This is a genomic window from Pseudoalteromonas luteoviolacea (genome assembly GCF_018100925.1).
Taxonomy (GTDB): Bacteria; Pseudomonadota; Gammaproteobacteria; order Enterobacterales; family Alteromonadaceae; genus Pseudoalteromonas; species Pseudoalteromonas obscura.
Genome location: NZ_JAGJEH010000002.1, coordinates 138821 through 156906, shown reverse-complemented (window position 1 = coordinate 156906; position 18086 = coordinate 138821). Strand labels below are relative to the sequence as shown.

General features: G+C 41.2%; 14 protein-coding genes. 4 read left to right on the top strand and 10 right to left on the bottom strand.

Annotated elements, in window-relative coordinates; translation table 11 throughout:
- Positions 1-22 precede the first annotated feature (22 nt).
- From J8M00_RS03655 to J8M00_RS03625, 7 genes are all read right to left on the bottom strand, one after another.
- Positions 23-2833, bottom strand: a complete 2811-nt coding sequence (locus tag J8M00_RS03655) for a bifunctional aconitate hydratase 2/2-methylisocitrate dehydratase (RefSeq protein ID WP_211008988.1) — start codon at positions 2831-2833, stop codon at positions 23-25.
- A 555-nt stretch (positions 2834-3388) separates the two neighbouring features.
- Positions 3389-6073: a DUF349 domain-containing protein gene (locus J8M00_RS03650; protein WP_211008987.1), complete on the bottom strand. Its 2685-nt coding sequence runs from the start codon at positions 6071-6073 to the stop codon at positions 3389-3391.
- A complete protein-coding gene (locus J8M00_RS03645) occupies positions 6063-6344 on the bottom strand; it encodes a YeaC family protein (protein WP_023400314.1) in 282 nt (93 codons plus the stop codon). Before J8M00_RS03645 ends, J8M00_RS03650 begins: the two co-directional genes overlap by 11 nt.
- 2 nt (positions 6345-6346) lie before the next feature.
- On the bottom strand, positions 6347-6673 hold the full coding sequence (locus J8M00_RS03640) for a hypothetical protein (protein WP_211008986.1): 327 nt from the start codon (positions 6671-6673) through the stop codon (positions 6347-6349).
- 72 nt (positions 6674-6745) lie between these two features.
- The gene (locus tag J8M00_RS03635) at positions 6746-8458 is read right to left on the bottom strand and encodes an alanine/glycine:cation symporter family protein (protein ID WP_211008985.1); all 1713 of its coding nucleotides are present in this window, start codon (positions 8456-8458) and stop codon (positions 6746-6748) included.
- Between the two features lie 66 nt (positions 8459-8524).
- Positions 8525-9652, bottom strand: coding sequence for a M14 family metallopeptidase (locus tag J8M00_RS03630; RefSeq protein ID WP_211008984.1), 1128 nt, complete (start codon positions 9650-9652; stop codon positions 8525-8527).
- Positions 9653-9834: 182 nt separating this feature from the next.
- Positions 9835-11277: a glyceraldehyde-3-phosphate dehydrogenase gene (locus J8M00_RS03625; RefSeq protein WP_023400310.1), complete on the bottom strand. Its 1443-nt coding sequence runs from the start codon at positions 11275-11277 to the stop codon at positions 9835-9837.
- 331 nt (positions 11278-11608) lie between these two features.
- On the opposite strand from J8M00_RS03625, the gene J8M00_RS03620 reads away from it, so the two are divergent.
- Positions 11609-12418 (top strand): DUF2989 domain-containing protein, encoded by an 810-nt coding sequence (locus J8M00_RS03620; protein ID WP_247687217.1) that lies wholly within the window; start codon positions 11609-11611, stop codon positions 12416-12418.
- 13 nt (positions 12419-12431) lie between these two features.
- Here the strand turns inward: J8M00_RS03620 and J8M00_RS03615 are convergent, their stop codons facing one another.
- The 3 genes from J8M00_RS03615 to J8M00_RS03605 all read right to left on the bottom strand — a co-directional run bounded on the left by J8M00_RS03615 (position 12432) and on the right by J8M00_RS03605 (position 15324).
- Positions 12432-12974 carry an MlaC/ttg2D family ABC transporter substrate-binding protein gene (locus J8M00_RS03615; RefSeq protein WP_211009453.1) on the bottom strand — a complete coding sequence of 181 codons (543 nt, stop codon included), beginning with the start codon at positions 12972-12974 and terminating at the stop codon, positions 12432-12434.
- Between the two features lie 416 nt (positions 12975-13390).
- Positions 13391-14995: a putative bifunctional diguanylate cyclase/phosphodiesterase gene (locus J8M00_RS03610; protein ID WP_247687215.1), complete on the bottom strand. Its 1605-nt coding sequence runs from the start codon at positions 14993-14995 to the stop codon at positions 13391-13393.
- Positions 14996-15081: 86 nt separating this feature from the next.
- Positions 15082-15324: a YdcH family protein gene (locus J8M00_RS03605; protein WP_211008983.1), complete on the bottom strand. Its 243-nt coding sequence runs from the start codon at positions 15322-15324 to the stop codon at positions 15082-15084.
- Between the two features lie 353 nt (positions 15325-15677).
- On the opposite strand from J8M00_RS03605, the gene purM reads away from it, so the two are divergent.
- From purM to J8M00_RS03590, 3 genes are read left to right on the top strand one after another with little or no spacing between them, the layout of a single operon-like run.
- A complete protein-coding gene (purM, locus tag J8M00_RS03600) occupies positions 15678-16730 on the top strand; it encodes a phosphoribosylformylglycinamidine cyclo-ligase (protein WP_211008982.1) in 1053 nt (350 codons plus the stop codon).
- Entirely contained in the window at positions 16730-17374 is a 645-nt protein-coding gene (purN, locus tag J8M00_RS03595; protein WP_211008981.1) for a phosphoribosylglycinamide formyltransferase, read from the top strand. The genes purM and purN overlap by 1 nt, the downstream gene beginning before the upstream one ends.
- Positions 17322-18083: a DUF3108 domain-containing protein gene (locus tag J8M00_RS03590; RefSeq protein ID WP_211008980.1), complete on the top strand. Its 762-nt coding sequence runs from the start codon at positions 17322-17324 to the stop codon at positions 18081-18083. The genes purN and J8M00_RS03590 overlap by 53 nt, the downstream gene beginning before the upstream one ends.
- Positions 18084-18086: the final 3 nt, after the last annotated feature.

The window sequence follows — 18086 nt, the reverse complement described above, 5'->3', positions numbered from 1 at the left end:
TTTTAGTCAATAATCTTTACGATTAAACAACTTTAACTGGCACGGCTTGCTCAGAACCAAACTTAGTAGTTAGCTCTTCTTCAAGTGGCGTAAATGCTGTTAGGTCGATACCTTCTACTGCAGCTTTGTACTCATCCATCGTTGGGAAGCGACCAAGTACAGTTGAAAGTACAACTAGAGGCGTAGAGCCTAGTAGTGATTCACCTTTCTTCTCTGATGTATCAGCTACAACACGGCCTTGGAATAGACGTGTAGAAGTTGCGATTACCGTATCACCTGGCTCAGCTTTCTCTTGGTTACCCATACATAGGTTACATCCAGGGCGCTCTAGGTAAAGGATGTTTTCATACTTAGTACGTGCAGCTGTTTTTGGTTTCTCATCATCAAACTCGAAACCAGCATACTTAGCTAGAATCTCCCAATCACCTTCTTCTTTAAGCTCATCAACAATGTTATATGTTGGTGGCGCAACAACTAGAGGTGCTTTAAACTCAATCGAACCATTTTGCTTCTCAAGGTTACGTAGCATCTGTGCAATGATTTGCATGTCGCCTTTGTGAACCATACAAGAACCAACGAAACCAAGATCTACTGGCTTATCGTTGTAGAATGAAACTGGACGAATTACATCGTGCGTATAACGCTTAGATACGTCTTCGTTGTTTACATCAGGGTCAGCAATCATTGGCTCAACGATTTCGTCAAGATCAACCACAACTTCTGCGTAGTACTTCGCGTTGTCATCTGGTGCAAGCGCTGGTTGCTCACCAGACTTGATACCTGCAATACGCTCGTCAGCAAGATCGATAAGACCTTGTAGTGTCTTCGCTTCGTTTTCCATACCCTTGTTGATCATGATCTGGATACGGCTCTTAGCCAGTTCAATTGACTTGATAAGCGTTTCGTCGTTTGAAATACAGATTGACGCTTTCGCCTTCATTTCTGCAGTCCAGTCAGTGAAAGTGAACGCTTGGTCAGCCATTAATGTGCCAATGTGTACTTCGATGATACGACCTTGGAACACGTTCTCGCCGCCAAATTGCTTAAGCATTTGCGCTTGCGTTGCGTGTACAACGTCACGGAAGTCCATGTGCTCTGCCATTTTACCTTTGAAGGTTACTTTAACAGAATCAGGAATTGGCATTGCAGACTCACCCGTTGCAAGTGCAAGTGCAACAGTACCAGAGTCAGCACCGAAGGCTACACCCTTAGACATACGCGTATGCGAGTCACCACCGATGATAATAGCACGGTCGTCCACTGTGATGTCATTCAGTACTTTGTGGATAACGTCAGTCATTGAATGGTAGATGCCTTTCGGATCACGCGCTGTGATAAGACCGAACTTGTTCATGAATGCCATTAGCTTTGGAATGTTCGCTTGCGCTTTTTTATCCCATACAGACGCTGTATGGCAACCAGACTGGTATGCACCATCAACAAGTGGAGAAATCGTTGAAGCAGCCATGGCTTCAAGCTCCTGTGACGTCATTGGGCCCGTTGTATCCTGTGAACCTACGATGTTCACTTTAACACGAACGTTAGAACCAGCGTGTAGTGGTGCATCTGAAGCAACGCCTACCGCATTACGGTTAAAGATTTTCTCAACCGCTGTTAGACCTTGGCCTTCGTGCGAAATTTCTTTCGAAGGTGCATAAACAGTCGGCGCATCAACACCTAGCGTTTCTGCAGCTAGTGTTTGAAGCTTCTTACCAAATACAACTGCGTAAGAGCCTCCCGCTTTCATGAATTCAACTTTTTGTGGTGTGAACGCAGATGAGATATCTGCTAGTTCTTCTTCACCGTTGAAAAGCTTTTTAGCTTTAGTATCGATAGTAAGCACTGTACCAGTTGCAACTGAGTATGCTTCTTCTAATACTGGGTCGCCATTTTCGTCAGTCACTGTATTGCCATCAGCATCTACTTTCTTAACCCAGTTTTTAAGGTCAAGACCAATACCGCCGGTTACATCAACAGTAGTCAGGAAGATAGGTGCGATACCATTAGTACCCGCAACCACTGGCGCGATATTGATAAATGGAACGTATGGACTTGCTTGAGTACCAGCCCAAAGCGCTACGTTGTTAACACCAGACATACGTGAAGAACCAACACCCATTGTACCTTTCTCTGCGATAAGCATCACTTTCGCGTTAGGGTGCTTTTCTTTAAGCGCAACGATTTCTTGTTGTGCTTCAGGTGTGATCATACATTGGCCGTGAAGTTCACGGTCTGCACGTGAGTGCGCTTGGTGACCTGGAGAAAGTAAGTCAGTAGAAATATCACCTTCACCCGCGATGAAAGTAACAACTTCGATTTTTTCAGCAACTTCAGGAAGCTTAGTGAAGAACTCCGCTTTCGCGTAGCTTTCTAAAATATCTTTAGCAACGGCATTACCTGCTTTGAAAGCCTCTTGTAGGCGAGCAGTATCCGCATCGTATAGGAATACTTGTGTTTTAAGTACATCAGCTGCTTGCTTTGCAACTGCTTCATCATTGCCAAGTGCAAGGTCAAGAAGCACAGCGATTGAAGGGCCACCTTTCATGTGTGAAAGTAGTTCAAAAGCAAACTCTGCTGAGATTTCAGCGACAGTTTCTTCACCTAGAATAATTTCTTTTAGGAATTGTGCTTTTACACCAGCTGCGCTAGTTGTGCCAGGAAGTGTGTTGTAGATGAAGAATTTAAGAGAATCTTCGCGGTGCTCGTTCTCTGTGTCTTTAATTTGGGCGATAATTTCTGATAGCAAATCAGCACTATCAATTGGTTTTGGGTTAAGTCCAAGTTCCGTTTTACGGGTTTGGATTTCTTCCAAGTACTCAGTATACAAACTCATATGAACCTCGTCAGGCAGTAATACGCATATATAAATCAGGGTTATTTTACCCTAAATTTAAAGCGCTAGTAATCATTTAACTAAAAAGCACTTTTTAGTATTAGTTTGGGCCGCAAAATACACTAAATTCACTAGGTTACGCTAATTTATAAAGTTAATGGGCGGTATAAATACCATTTATGTGATAATGATTATTATTTCCGAGATAAATATTTGTCACTTTCCTACACAAAAATAGATGAATAACTCACCAATATCAAACTCATTACGCGAATAAATAAAACCCCAAAAGTAACGTAACCATTTGATATTGATTTGGAAAAATCAATGATATGGTCATTCATCAAACGAAGAACACCTATACCCTTGATGAGCATGAACGACATGTATTGAATGGGGCCTTGAGCAACACTCACAAAAGCACATTTAAATATTGGACTTGCCTAATTTGGGTACCATGTAGTGGGGGTCTAAAAGCACTCAATTGGCTTTTATGTAGTTGAAAAAGATATAAAAATCGGCCATTAAAAAGGCCCTGAGTAGGGCCTTTCGTATCTATGCATTTAACACGCTTAAAACTCGAGTTGAGTTTAACTCAATCCCTTCAATTTTCGCTTGGGCAAAATAGCTGACTAAGTAAAAGTCCAACTTATGGGAATCACCTTGCAGCTTTTCGTCAAGCAAAGCAACCTGTTCTGCCATTCTGGCTTGCTGCTCACCCTCAGGCGAATCAACATTGGTCAAGATTTCAAGTCTTAACAACAATCTTGCAGCACTCAAATCCAAGCTGTTTTTACCCTGCCAACAAGTTGGAATATCTTGATTATTTTCAACAGCGCTCACCAGTTCTGAAAACTTCTCGCGATTCAATGTTGAAAACAATTCATTCAACTTAACTTCAACTTGTTCAAGCAGTGATTTTTTAATCTTATTCAACCCGCCTAACACTTCTAAACTACTAATCTGAGCCTGCAACTGAGTTAATTCAGACTGCGTCTTGGCATCGATCACCAAGCTGTCCAGATTAGCAAGCTCCTGGCGCTGTTGCGTTTCAAGGGCCGCGTTCTCACGTTTTTGCTGTGCAACCATCTCTTCACGTTTAGCAAACACTGCATCGTTGTGCTTTCTAAACGATTGCCACAAAACATGCTCATTCTTACTGCCAGCAAACCCAATACCCTGCCACTGCTTTTGCAATGTTTTTAGTACATCACAAGCCTCTGCAACATTCTCATTGTCAACTTGTGCTAATGCGTCATCAACCAATGCTTGTTTTTGCTGTGCATTGTGTTGGTGATGCGCCTTCAAGCGCGCGTTTACTTTTGCATATGCATCGCGATACTGACCATTCAATGATTGGTAAGTTTGGGCATCCAAACTACCTGCGCCGCGCCAAAGTTTATTGATACGGTTAAACTGACTCTCAAGCTTACGCCAATTGCCTTCTTCTTCGACTGAGAAGCTTTCCAGTTCTTGCATTTCTGCAATGAGCTTTTCACGACCAACAACAACTTGTTTGCGCGCCTCTTCTTGTTCAGCAAAATATGCACGACACGGCGCGAACAACAATTCTATTTTTTCGTCGAACACTTTTGCTTGTTGTTTCTCTTCTTCACTTTCGATACGACCAAGTTCATTCCAGCGAATTCGCAGCATTTTCACATCTGCTGCTCGAACTTTAGGGTCAACCTCTGTTTCTGCTAGTTTTTCATCTAACTGAGTAAGAAGCTCTGTACGTTTTGGTGCAGATGCGTATTTTTGCCAATCTTTAAACTCAGCAAGTTGTGCTTGTAGAGTCTCGTACTGTTTGCTCACTTGCTCTTTGTGCGTATCCGTAAGTTGCTCATAACTTTCAGACAAACCATTGAATACACCAAACGCAATATTAAAGCGGCCTTGTTCGATCAACCTCTGTACATCACGCGCTTTTTTACGCGATTCTTTGAGTAATTTTTGTTGCTGCTCTACAAGTGGCTTCATCCCATCTAAAAAGGATTTAGATACGTGATTCAGCTCACTTTTTGCGTTCTGTTTTAACTCACCTGGCAAAGATTTTAACGCCACATTACATGCTTGATATGCGTGCTTTTGCTCACCAAGTAACGCATCAAGGCGCTCGATATCTTCGCTTGCCTCGATTCGCTTCAATGCATCCAATGCAGTTTGAAACTCTTTCGTTGCTGCAACCATTTCTGGCAAGGTCGTCAGTAAGTCGTTTAATTGCTTAAGTTTTTGAATTAAACCTTTAACTTCTGCCGTTTCATTATATGCAGAATCAGTCAATGTGCTGTTGAGTTGGTCAAACTGATTTTGTAATGACACTTGTGACTCAACATCCAGCTTACTTATTGCCTCATTCAGTACTACTTCAAAAGCACCGATCTGAGAGGTGTATTTTTCAATAGTTTGCTGCTTTTCTTCTTGCGCTTTCTGAGCTGCGGCTTCTGCTTCAAATTGTGCTTTTAGTTTTTCTATATGTACTGTCAGTTTGTCTGTTAACTTTTGATACTTTTCAGACTGTACACCAAGCGTTTCTTCATCTAGCCACTTTAACTCAAGGTTTTGCCACTGTTGACTCAATTCATTGAACTGGGCACTAACCGTTTCATAATCAGCCTTTTCTCGCAATGCATTAAACTTAGCCAAAATCAGCTTTACCTGCTCAGCCACTTGCTTAGGCATAACTTTCGCCAGACGAGCCTGCTCTATATGCGCATCAATCTGAGCTTTGGCTTCACCTTGAGCACTTTTAGATACTGTTTTTGCTAGTTCATATTGAAAAATCAAGTCTAACAAAGCAAGTTGAATTGACTCTTCACCTTCTTTAAAAGCCTTCTCAATCAAACGAGCATTCGCTATACGCTTAAGTAACTTTACACGCTGTGTTTGTGCAATATCTGAGAAAGCAAGCTTTTCTAAGGTCTTCTGCGGAGCATATCTGTCAATATATTCTTCACGGATATCGTTGCTTAACATTTGTGAGCCAGACAACACTGCTTGATTAATGTGCTGCTCTGCAATTTCTTTGAGCTCTTGGTCTTGTTTGTAGACTTTCCACCACAGACCTAAATCGTCAATTTTATTGAGGACTTTTTTTCTTATTTGAATTGAGTCGTCCTCAAGTGCCAGAGTCGTTAGTGCTTCGACGTCCTTGGTTGTATCTAATTTATCCACCGCCGCTAAGCGCACTTGCGCCTTAGGGTGCTTCCATTTAGGTGTAAATAAGTGTTTAAAGATCATTTTCAGTGAACCTAGCTATTTCGTTTTCTGCTTTAAATTCTTTTTGCAATTCGCGTTTAGATTTTTGAACCATCTCACCACTTTCATTAATCGTAAATTGCTCGTTCGATTTTGCGATTTTTGCCTGATATAACATGACGAGTTGAACAGTTTGTTCTTTTTGTGCTTCCGTTAATTCCGTGCCATCGGGCCAACGCCCTGTAGAAGCACCATACTGTAAGCGTTCAAATACTTCTGGGGTAATGCTACTTACCAAATTATCTACATTCATCGTCACTTTTTCTTTTTCAAAATTACCAAGATCACGCGATTAATTAGGTACCAAACCATACCTATCCCAATTGCGGATTTGGCTGCATACATTTCAATACTGCCTTCAACTGGGTGGTGCCAATACAAATATAAAAAACCACCCAAAAATAAAATCAGAGCTAGAAATGAGTAATTCATAATACTCTGTTGTTTCTTAATCCGGTTTCTAGCCGTAATTCGACGTAATTCGTCATCACTTATTTTCCCAATCTCTACGCCACAATGAGGACACTCAGTGTGTTTTGAAGAAATCGATTTACTACAACTCGGGCATTGGGCAATTGCCATACTTTCGCTACTCCGAATAAAAAATAAGGCGCCATATGGCGCCCTATTCTACTTGGTTTGAGTTAGTTTGTCTTATTGGAAATCGCGAGATTTTTCGATTTTATCGCTATCTGAAGCTTGATCTTTTCCATTTTCAAACTTTTCCCAATAATCATCCACGGTTTCTTTCATTTCTTTTCTCAAAACCATGATGCCGAATAAGTTCGGTAAGGTCATCACAACAATGCCTACCGCAGCCAACTTCCAGATTAACGTGGTATCTGCAAAGGATGCCCAAAAGAAGCCTGCAACATAAAAGACGCGATACGGCATCACGGAGCGTGGGCCGAGTAGGTATGTCATTGCTCGGTCACCGTAGTAAGACCATGCAATCGCTGTTGAAAATGCAAATAATAGCAGGCCAATTGAAACAATATACTTACCACTGTCGCCAAAGTACCCACGTGTAAACGCTTTTGTTGTTAATTCTGCTGAGTGAACAAGTGATTTACCTTGAATAGAAATACTCGGGTCAACAGGCATACCACTTTCTATTTCAACGACTCCGGTGTATTGATGCGAATCGGAAATGCCAAAGCGAATATCTTCACCAATCGAGCGAGAATGCAGCACGGTAAAATCTTTGTTTACTGCTATGCCTTGTACGACCTGAATTGTTCCACTGTATTCTTCAACTTTATGATCAGAATACCCATTCAGATATTTATACAGTTCAGATCTGTCTGCGTCATTACTCTCATCATAATTGCCTTTTATAAAAGTCATCGACGATCGTTCAAATTCTGTTTCGAATTTTTCTGTCCATACCCCAGAAGATAAAATAACCAACCCAGTTAATGTACAAATAATAATGGTATCAATGAAAGGCTCTAAGATAGATACCATACCTTCTGACACAGGTTCATCTGCTTTTGCTGATGCGTGCGCGATTGGTGCAGAACCTTGACCTGCTTCGTTAGAAAATAGACCTCGGTTTACACCTCTGTTAAATGCATAAGCGAATGAAGCGCCCAAGAAACCGCCCGCAGCTGCAGAGCCGGAAAATGCATTTGTAAATACAGCAGCAAATGATGGTGCAATATTTTCAATATTGTAAAAAATAACCGCAAACGCACCTAGGATATAAACTGCCGCCATGACAGGTACTACTTTTGAAGTAATCGCAGCAATACGTTTGATACCACCTAAGATAACCAATGCCAAAAGAATTGAAAGCACAGCACCAGTTGCCATTCTTTCAAATCCAAATGTCGCTTCCATACCTTGGGCAATGTTGTTGATTTGAGGCAAACTACCAGTGCCAAAAGAACTGATAACAGTTGCGATAGCAAAAAGCACCGCTAACCATTTCATGTTTAAGCGTCTGTCCATATAGTACATAGGACCACCCGCCATTGTGCCATCTTCTGTTTTAACACGGTATTTGTGCGAGAGCGTCACCTCTACAAACTTGGTTGTCATACCAAAAAAAGCGGTCATCCACATCCAAAATAGCGCTGCTGGTCCGCCGATTGATATCGCCAAGGCTACACCGCCTATGTTACCGGTACCAACGGTACCTGACAGTGCTGTAGATAATGCTTGGAAGTGTGTCGTGTCACCTTCAAGAGACTTTTTGTCATATTTACCTGTTACAACTCGGCAAGCATGTTTGAAATAGCGAATTTGCGGGAACTTCAAATAAACTGTAAAAAAGAACCCCACCCCAAGCAATACATAAGGAAACCACCACGAGCCTCCTAGCATGGCATCTAAGCTATCAAGAAAACTTCCTAATGCGTCCACGACTTATCCTCTTCTAATTGTTGTTATATAAAAAAAGGCAACCTCAAAGGCTGCCTTAATTACTTATTATCGTAAGTTATCTACAACTTTTACGATTGCTGATAACGTATCCTGTCCAAACTGGTAAGAGCGTTTGTCTGACCAGCCGTAATGTGGATCGGGCAGATCCGCATTGTCTTTAAATGGCATTTCAATGGTGTATGAAAGTGCTTTAAATTCTTCCCCTACTGCACACGAAGCAACGGTTAAATTTGCTTGCCCCGGCTCATCTTTAGGATAACCGTAGACATCTTGAAAATCAGGAGTGATGGTTAATAGCGCATCTTTAAACTGAGTTTCTAGGCTTTCAAGGCGTGCATCATAACTTGGAATGCCTTCACTTCCCGCCACAAAGTTGTATGGAAGTGCTTCATCGCCGTGAATATCCAAATACATGTCTAAACCAACCGCACGCATTTTCTCTAGCACGTAATAAACTTCAGGAGAATTTTCAATACTTGGAGTCTGCCATTCTCGGTTTAGGTTAACGCCATTGGCATTTGTTCTCAAATGACCACGAACACTGCCGTCCGGATTCATATTTGGCACAATGTAAAAAACCGCCTTAGATAACAACGCAGCCGCATGAGGGTCTTCATCATCGAGCAATTTATGCAGTAAACCTTCAACAAACCATTCCGCCATCGTTTCACCTGGATGTTGACGCGCCGTGATCCAAATTTTCTTTTTGGTTTCACTTGGCTCACCAATTACAAGTAAGCTGATGTCTCTACCGTCGATAGTTTCACCCAACGTTTCTATTTGGCATGCATCATGGCTTTGTGCCCAATAAAGTAAATCTAAATGGCGTTCATAACTGTATGGCGCGAAATAAGCAAAAAATGTATGACTATATTCAGGTTCAAAGTCGATAACCAACTGACCATCTTTGTACTCTGAAGGCACTCGGAACCAATTTTGTCTATCGTATGAAGCGACAGCATGGTAGTCATCCCATCCTTCAGGGTAAGCAGATGCCTTTAAATTATTGATGTGTAATTTATGTTCTACAAAAGGAGTTGACTCTAGACGGAAATGAAACCATTGAAAAAAGTCTGAGTTATTGTCTTTGTTGATTTCAAGCTGAATATCACGAGGCTGCTGCGCCGAAATGACCTTGATATTTCCGCTGTCAAAATTACTGGAGATTCTCATATATACCCTAAATTTATTGGCAATCATTCTTGCCGTAATATTGCGTTTTCTTTGCTAAAGAATGAATTGTTATCCATGTTAGCCAGATGTAGCTAAAAACATGGAAAAGCCTATCATACATAACGCCAATCAAAAACTAAAAAAGCCAGCAATTGCTGGCTTTTTTCATCGTCAAAGCGAAATTATGGCAGACTTGGGAAAGCTACTTCCGCCATGTCACGCATTACACGTACTACCTGACAGCTATAGCCAAACTCGTTATCGTACCATACGTATAGTACAACACGATCGCCATCTACAATTGTTGCTTGAGAATCAACAACACCCGCATAGCGGCTACCAACTAAGTCAGTTGATACGATTTCTGTAGACGCAGTGTAGTCGATTTGGTCACGAAGGTCTGAGTACAGAGATGTTTCGCGTAAGAATTCATTCAGTTCTTCCGCTGTAGTCTCTGCATTTAGATTCAGATTTAAAATCGCCATAGATACATTTGGCGTAGGAACACGGATTGCGTTACCTGTTAGTTTGCCTGCAAGCTCTGGTAGTGCTTTCGCAACCGCTTTCGCTGCACCAGTTGAAGTGATAACCATGTTCAGCGCTGCACTGCGACCACGGCGCTCAGCTTTGTGGTAGTTATCAATTAAGTTTTGGTCATTTGTGTATGAGTGTACAGTTTCAACGTGACCATTCTTAATACCAAACTTGTCATTCAGTGCCTTTAGAACAGGTGTGATCGCGTTAGTTGTACAACTTGCCGCAGAAACAATCTTATCTTCATTAAGAATATCAACATTATTAACACCATATACGATGTTTTTGATGTCGCCTTTTGCTGGTGCTGTAAGTAATACTTTTGAAGCACCTTTTGAAGCAAGGTGTTTACCCAAACCATCTTCATCTTTCCATACACCTGTGTTATCAACAACAAGTGCATTTTCGATGCCGTACTTAGTGTAATCTACTTCTTCTGGTGAATTTGCATAGATAACTTGGATGTAGTTACCATTTGCTTTAATCGCACCCTTTTCATGGTCAACAGTAATTGAACCATCGAATGGACCATGGATAGAATCACGACGTAGTAAACTTGCACGCTTTTCAAGGTCACCATCACGGCCACCACGAACAACGATTGCACGTAAACGTAAATCAGCGTGAGAGCCGCCGCGCTCGATAAGCAGGCGCGCTAATAAACGTCCAATACGACCAAAACCATATAGTACAACATCGCGAGGTTCAGGACCTGTACCTTTATTTAATAAGTCAGCAAGCTCGCTATTTAAGTACTCTTCGATAGAGCGGCCTTCACCTGCATTTTTATAGATATATGCATAAGCTAACTTACCTAAATCGATACGACCAGGTGCAAGCTCCATTTTGCTGATAGCTTCTAGGAAAGGGAAGCTTTCACGAAGACGCAATTTAGTCTCTTCAAAACGTGCTACTGTTTTATGTGCTTTGATAACGTCAATAGTACTTGTGTTTACAAGTGGACGACCATAAACAGCAATTTCAACACCCAAGTTACGGTACAATCGACCAATGATCGGTTGCATGTTTTCAGCGTAATCTTGGCGCTCTTGCCAGCTATTTTGATATTCTTGCTCGTGAGATAAGGTCATTTTTTCTGCCTAATAAACAATTTTTTTGAACGGATAGCCCTAATGGGCACCGCCATTCTAATTTAATCTGCAATTATTCTCCACTCTTACCCATATATTTCCGTTTGTTTTCGTAAAAGGAACACCCAATACACGGAAAAATGTCTTATTTTTTCTTTATATTGGAGAAAATATGCGTATTTATTATTTTTGACATGCGACTAAACTAAGTAATTAGTAGTAAGTACTGCGGCTATAGAACTTAACTTGCTGCACTTCAACTCGTTTAAGCTGTTTCGTAAGGTGCAAAAGTGTTATGTTGTGCCAGATTGAAGATTACGTAGGATAAACAATGGCTAATAGGTGGATGCTTGCTGTTGCTGGCGCTTCTTTTCTGACCTTTCTTAGTGGGTGTGAAGAACCGTTGACATTAGCAAAGGTATGTGAAGAAACTCCAGGTTTTTGCAATGACTTAAATAAAGACAGTCACTGTAAAGAAGAAAGAGCATCTTTAATCATAGGCCGCTACATAGAGTACAAAGACCCAACAGATGAAAACAAGTATCAACTTTTAAAACAGCTAGAGGCATATAATGCATGTGTATCGCTGGCAGCCCAAATCGAGCACATCAAACTAAAAGAGAAAACAACGTCTCGTGTTGAAGGTCACTTAACCAGTCTTAAAGAAATGAATCGCATCTATCAGGATACAAAGCAAACTTCTCACCCTGGGCTGCTTTACTATCATTGGTCAAGAAACAATAGCCAATTTGCTATGAATAAACTGTTGCGCCAAGAAGATGAGCCGTATGTGCGAGAAAGCCAAGAGATTCAAATGTTCTTAGCAACCTATTACGCAAAGTTTGATGACGACAAAACAATCGACTTTCTGTATCGAGTTTTGGAACTAAATCAAGCTGGCCAGACGCCAGACTTAGAAGTGTACAAAGCGCTGGTTAGTATTTTCTATAAACAAAAGAAATATAAGCACGCTTATACATTTGCAAGAATTGCTCAACTCTCCGGGTTTGAAGAGATTGACATTATTGATATAGAGCATGAACTGACTTCGAGGGGTAAGAGTATCGGCGTATTGGAGCAGCTGGCGCTTAAGACCCGAGAAGAAATAGAAACAGGCAGGTTTCTATCTCCTCGAGGCTAACTAAATAAAGGTTTTAAGCTTTCTTATTTAGTTCGGATGTGACCTGTGCAAGGCCAACTTGAGAAATGCGCGTAACGATCTCTTTTTGTTTCGCGCTCAGAAGAGATATCCCCTCTGCAACAAGGTCATACACCTTCCATTTACCATCTTTTCCTTTACGAAATTTAAAGTGCAAATCAATATCAGGCCCCGCACTTTCTTTGATCACCGCTTTCACCGTAGCATATTTACTATCTTTTGGTGCTGGAGCTTGCTCAAAGACGACCTCTTGCCCTTTATATTGCATAAGGGCACTAGCGTACGTAACTTCGAGGTAATGTGTTACCGCATTGATAAATTCAATGGCTTCTTGACGTTTAAGCCCTTTAATATGCTTTCCTAATAACTTTCTCGACACAAATCGTGTGTCGATATGTGGCATTAATCGTTCTTTAACAATACTACGCATTTCCTTTGATGTTGCCTTTCCTCCTGCATTGACTTTTTTTATGTCAGCAAAGAGCCCCTCACCTACTTGATTGATTAGCTGATAAGGTGTCTCATTGGCTACAGCCATCGTTGAGCAAACAAGTAGAAATAAAAAGCTGATGACTTTTTTCAATTTTAATTCCTCTAAAAAATTTACGCTTCACACGGCTCAAATGTGAGAGCTGGTTTATTAATTCAATTACCGCGCCTATTGGCCTGAATAACCTAGTGTGTATATTACGGTTTTATGATCTCAAAAGTTGTCAAAAATTGTATGGGATTTTACAGAATGATACATTCTTCCCAGCAGAATGGACCGCTCAACGCCTGTTTTACGTTCACGACCACTGCTTAATGCGCCAAAAGTTCTACAACAAAAATTTAGTACACTGATTTTATTGACTAAAAACTTGATATACCGGTTGCAAAAACAATTGTTACGCTCGCAATATTTTGAAATATTTCAACACGCAAAAAAGGGGCGAGAGGATACAGCGACTAACCTTAATACTTCCTTAACGCAGTCTGCACCAAACCATTACTGGAAATCCATCGCTGAATCTCACCGAGTGATAGCGGCTCACTGATATTGTAACCTTGAATATACTTACACCCTTGGTTGGCCAGATACTCAGATGTTTCATCATTTTCAACTCCTTCAGCAACCACTGAACAGCCCAGTCGCTTCGCTAAAAAAAGTGTTGTTTCAATGATGGCACGATCTTTATCCTGAGAAAGACATTGAGTGACAAAAGATTTATCTATTTTTATCTGTGAAATGGGCAGCTCTTTAAGAATTGAAAATGATGAAAAGCCAGTTCCAAAATCATCAATACTCACCGAAAACCCCATATCAATGAGATGCTCGATCAATGTTTTGGTTTGTTCAACGTCTGTCATCACCATACTTTCAGTTAACTCAAATATAATCCTTTGCGGATCTACATTTTTACTACTCAGCTGTGTGTTCAAGACATTAATAAGGTTTTTACCTAGTAGATCCTGACACGATAAATTTATATGTACCGTCAACTTATCATTTAACTTTAGAAGCAACTCGATATCACTAAATACAGTGTTTATCACATATGCACTGAGATACTTTATCATGTTGTTCTTTTCAGCTATTGGAATAAAACGCTCTGGCAAAATATACTCGCCATCCTCAGATGGCCATCGAACTAAAGCCTCTACACCATGCACTTTAGAGTTTTGCGCATCAACAATTGGTTGATAAAAAACTGTTAGGTCCCCTCGTGCTAGAGCCCCTTTAAAGTCGTTGAGCATATGAAATTCAGAAACTACTCCTTGATGCAGGGTTTTATCAAATAGGACTAAGCTTTGCTTGCTTCTTTTAGCTGCATACATTGCGATATCTGCTCGCTTTAAAAGCTCAGAAGAAGATATGTCCTCACTCACAATGTTCAAGATTGCACCTGAGCTATATGTTACATCTACCGCGGTATGCTCTACGACTAGCCCATTGTGTAACGCACTTAATATGGCGTTGTTTTGGGCAAAAAGCGCAGGCTCATTGCGCGCTTCACTGACAACGGCGAATTCATCGCCACCAATGCGAAACAGCTCACTGCCAGGTAACAGACTACTTGAGATAGCTTGTGAAAATGCCACTAGCAATTGGTCACCAAAGTAATGCCCCATCGCCTCGTTGATCTGTTTCAAGTTATACAAATCGAAGATCACAACAGCAAAACCATCACATTGTTTTTTTCTCAGCTCTATACATTTAAAGCATTGTGCGCGGTTTTGTAGTTTGGTGAGGTGGTCATGTTGGGCGTTATACTTTTCGAGATCAAGGGCTGCTTGTAGTCGCATTAAACTTACCTTGCCCAAATTGACGACCACAATGACAAACAGTCCACCCAGAGCAAGTATCAAAGACAAGGCTAAAACCACTCGCGAACTGTCTACGCTCAAGTAAACGTAGGCTGCAAAGCTTGTATAACCCAAAGTAAAAAAACAAATAAGTGCAAGCAGCAACCACCATCCTTTAGACTGTGCAATGCGACATATTTCTATTGCGGGCTTTACTGAAAGCAACAAAAAAGACAGCCCCATCAGTATTAAGCAAAGGCTAATAGTTTCCAAAAAGAGCGCCTATAAACAAAACCTGACTTTAGTATAGTTTAATATTCATACTCTGCCGGACACTTACACTGGCACAACGACTTAGCTCATGGCGCGTGCTTGAGACGAATGTAGAGTCGGTCTTTGATCGTTATACAGCGTGTTTTTAAATCTTTTATATGCAGCTCAAAATCGGCGACAGCATTTTGTTCCATCGCGGTAATTTGCTGCTCAAGTACACTGTAATCAGCCAGTAGTTTGGCAAATTCGTTGTCTGTTAGCGCCAATTCAGCAATTTTGTGCCTAAATTCAGGGAGTTCTTTGATTAAATTACAACTTTTCTTACACATATTGAGTTCCTGCTTTATTGAAATATTGAAGGTGCTGACTTGAAATCACACAGCACTATTTGAATCAATATGCCCTTACCTAATCAGTCACTAATTATTTATGGTGTTGCGTTCAGCTTGGTAAAGTCCAATCCCGACAATTCAAATACTAAGCAGATATCCATTTAGAGTCTTGATCTAACGCAAATTGCACGCTTCTCAACATACTGAAAATCATGATTAAACAGAGTGCTTTAAGCCGTATTGCAATCTGTGTTGCTCTGACCTCTTATTTCAACTAGCCGCTTGGGCGCAATTGTTGTAAAATGTGCGCGTTTCTAAGCAAATCTATACTGTTATTTTGAGGAAAACCTGTGAGCGAACAAAAACAGTCTCTGAGCTACAAAGACGCAGGCGTTGATATTGATGCGGGTAACGCATTGGTTGAGCGCATTAAAGGCGTAGTGAAAAAAACTCGTCGTCCAGAAGTTATGGGTGGCATTGGTGGTTTTGGTGCACTATGTGAACTTCCAACAGGTTACAAAGAGCCTGTGCTAGTTGCCGGTACTGACGGGGTTGGTACTAAGCTTCGTTTAGCCATTGATCTGAAAAAACACGACACGGTTGGTATCGATCTTGTCGCAATGTGTGTTAACGATCTTATTGTACAGGGCGCTGAACCGCTTTTCTTCCTAGATTACTACGCGACAGGCAAGCTGGATGTAGATACTGCTGCTGACGTAGTTAGCGGTATTGGTAAGGGCTGCGAGCTTTCTGGCTGTGCTCTAATCGGTGGTGAAACAGCTGAAATGCCTGGCATGTATGAAGGTGATGATTATGACATGGCTGGTTTCTGTACTGGTGTTGTTGAAAAATCTAAGATCATCGACGGGACTAAAGTTAAAGCGGGTGACCAACTAATCGCTCTTGCTTCAAGCGGTCCTCACTCAAACGGCTACTCATTAATCCGTAAAGTATTAGAAGTATCTGGTGCTGATACAAATGAAGAATATGCGGGTAAACCCCTAGGCGAACATTTACTTGAGCCTACTCGCATTTACGTTAAGCCAATTCTAGAGCTTTTAAAAGACGTTGACGTTCATGCCCTTTCACATATCACAGGTGGTGGTTTCTGGGAGAATATTCCTCGCGTACTACCTGAGTCTGCAAAAGCAGTGGTTAAAGGTGATAGCTGGGAGTGGCCTGCCATTTTCAACTGGCTACAAGAAAACGGTAACATCAGCACTCACGAAATGTACCGTACATTCAACTGCGGTGTTGGTATGATCTTAGTAGTACCTGCTGAAAAGTTAGCACAAAGCCTAGAGATCTTAACAGCACAAGGCGAAAATGCATGGCACATTGGTGAAATCCAAGATGCAGTTGAAGGCGAAGAGCAAGTTGAAATCCTTGGTGGTGCCGAGTAATGGCACCCACTCGGATCGTTGTATTGATCTCTGGTAGTGGCTCTAATTTACAAGCAATTATTGACCACTGCCAAGCTGGTAACATTAATGGTGAAATTGTTTCCGTCATTAGTAACAAAGGCGATGCTTATGGGCTTGTAAGAGCTGACAAAGCAAATATAAACACTCACGTTTTAAGCCATAAAGACTTCGATAGTCGCGAGGCTTATGATGAACAGCTGGCAAAATTAATTGACTCTTGTAATCCAGATTTAGTTGTATTGGCTGGATTTATGCGTATTCTAACCTCTGGCTTAGTGCAAAAATTTAAAGGGAAAATGTTGAACATTCACCCATCTTTGTTGCCTAAGTACCAAGGGCTGAACACCCACCAAAGAGCAATTGACGCAAACGATGCGTACCATGGCGCTAGTGTTCACTTCGTAACAGAAGAATTAGACGGAGGTCCTGTTGTTGTTCAAGCAAAAGTTGCCATTTTGCCTGACGACACAGCGGAGACACTAGCTAAGCGGGTACACGAACAAGAACATGTCATTTATCCTTTGGTGGTCAAGTGGTTCAGTGAACACAGACTAACAATGGAAGCAGACTATGCAGTTTTTGATAAACAACCCCTTCCAGCGCAAGGCGTCGATTACAGCTAAAATAAAAATCCACAGCGCTTTGCTATTTGGCTTAAGCGCTGTTTTATCTTCTTCCCTTCATGCCTCTACGCTCACCGAATACACAGCCGAGTATAATGTACTACGAAAAGGAAAAATTCATGGCAAAGCAACCAGAGAGTTTATACAGGTTGCCGACAATACTTATGCGCTGAGTTATGAGACCGATGTGAAGTGGATGATATTCACAGAAAAACGTACAGAACAAAGCTTGTTCAAATTTGAAAACGGCCAAACTAAACCACTCCATTATAGCCTTAATCGAGAAGGCACGCGTCCTGACAAGAGCTTCAAAATTAAATTTGATAGAGAGAACAAACAACTGTATTCAAAAGAGCAGGATTACCCACTCAAGGTCGAATGGGATGAATCACGACAAGACGTTCTCTCCTACCAAAATCAGCTCCGCAATGAGCTGAAATCTGGCAAAACCCAATTTAGCTACCCAATCATAGATAAGAATGGCAACGTTCGTATGTATAACTTTAAAGTAGTGGGAGAAGAAACCATCACACTACCGATTGGCAATGTTAAAACCATCAAGGTAAAACGTCTTTATGACAGCAACAAGCGCCATGCAATCGCTTGGTTTGCACCACAATATGACTACATGTTGGTGCAAATGCTAAAAGGAAAAGACGGCGTTGAGCAGTTTCAAATTCAAATGACAGCTCAAACTATTAAGCAATAATTA

Coding starts and splice junctions, on each gene's coding strand:
- J8M00_RS03655 (WP_211008988.1), bottom strand. CDS start 2,833: ATGAGTTTGTATACTGAGTACTTGGAAGAAATCCAAACCCGTAAAACG.
- J8M00_RS03650 (WP_211008987.1), bottom strand. CDS start 6,073: ATGATCTTTAAACACTTATTTACACCTAAATGGAAGCACCCTAAGGCG.
- J8M00_RS03645 (WP_023400314.1), bottom strand. CDS start 6,344: ATGAATGTAGATAATTTGGTAAGTAGCATTACCCCAGAAGTATTTGAA.
- J8M00_RS03640 (WP_211008986.1), bottom strand. CDS start 6,673: ATGGCAATTGCCCAATGCCCGAGTTGTAGTAAATCGATTTCTTCAAAA.
- J8M00_RS03630 (WP_211008984.1), bottom strand. CDS start 9,652: ATGAGAATCTCCAGTAATTTTGACAGCGGAAATATCAAGGTCATTTCG.
- J8M00_RS03625 (WP_023400310.1), bottom strand. CDS start 11,277: ATGACCTTATCTCACGAGCAAGAATATCAAAATAGCTGGCAAGAGCGC.
- J8M00_RS03620 (WP_247687217.1), top strand. CDS start 11,609: ATGGCTAATAGGTGGATGCTTGCTGTTGCTGGCGCTTCTTTTCTGACC.
- J8M00_RS03615 (WP_211009453.1), bottom strand. CDS start 12,974: ATGGCTGTAGCCAATGAGACACCTTATCAGCTAATCAATCAAGTAGGT.
- J8M00_RS03605 (WP_211008983.1), bottom strand. CDS start 15,324: ATGTGTAAGAAAAGTTGTAATTTAATCAAAGAACTCCCTGAATTTAGG.
- purN (WP_211008981.1), top strand. CDS start 16,730: ATGGCACCCACTCGGATCGTTGTATTGATCTCTGGTAGTGGCTCTAAT.
- J8M00_RS03590 (WP_211008980.1), top strand. CDS start 17,322: ATGCAGTTTTTGATAAACAACCCCTTCCAGCGCAAGGCGTCGATTACA.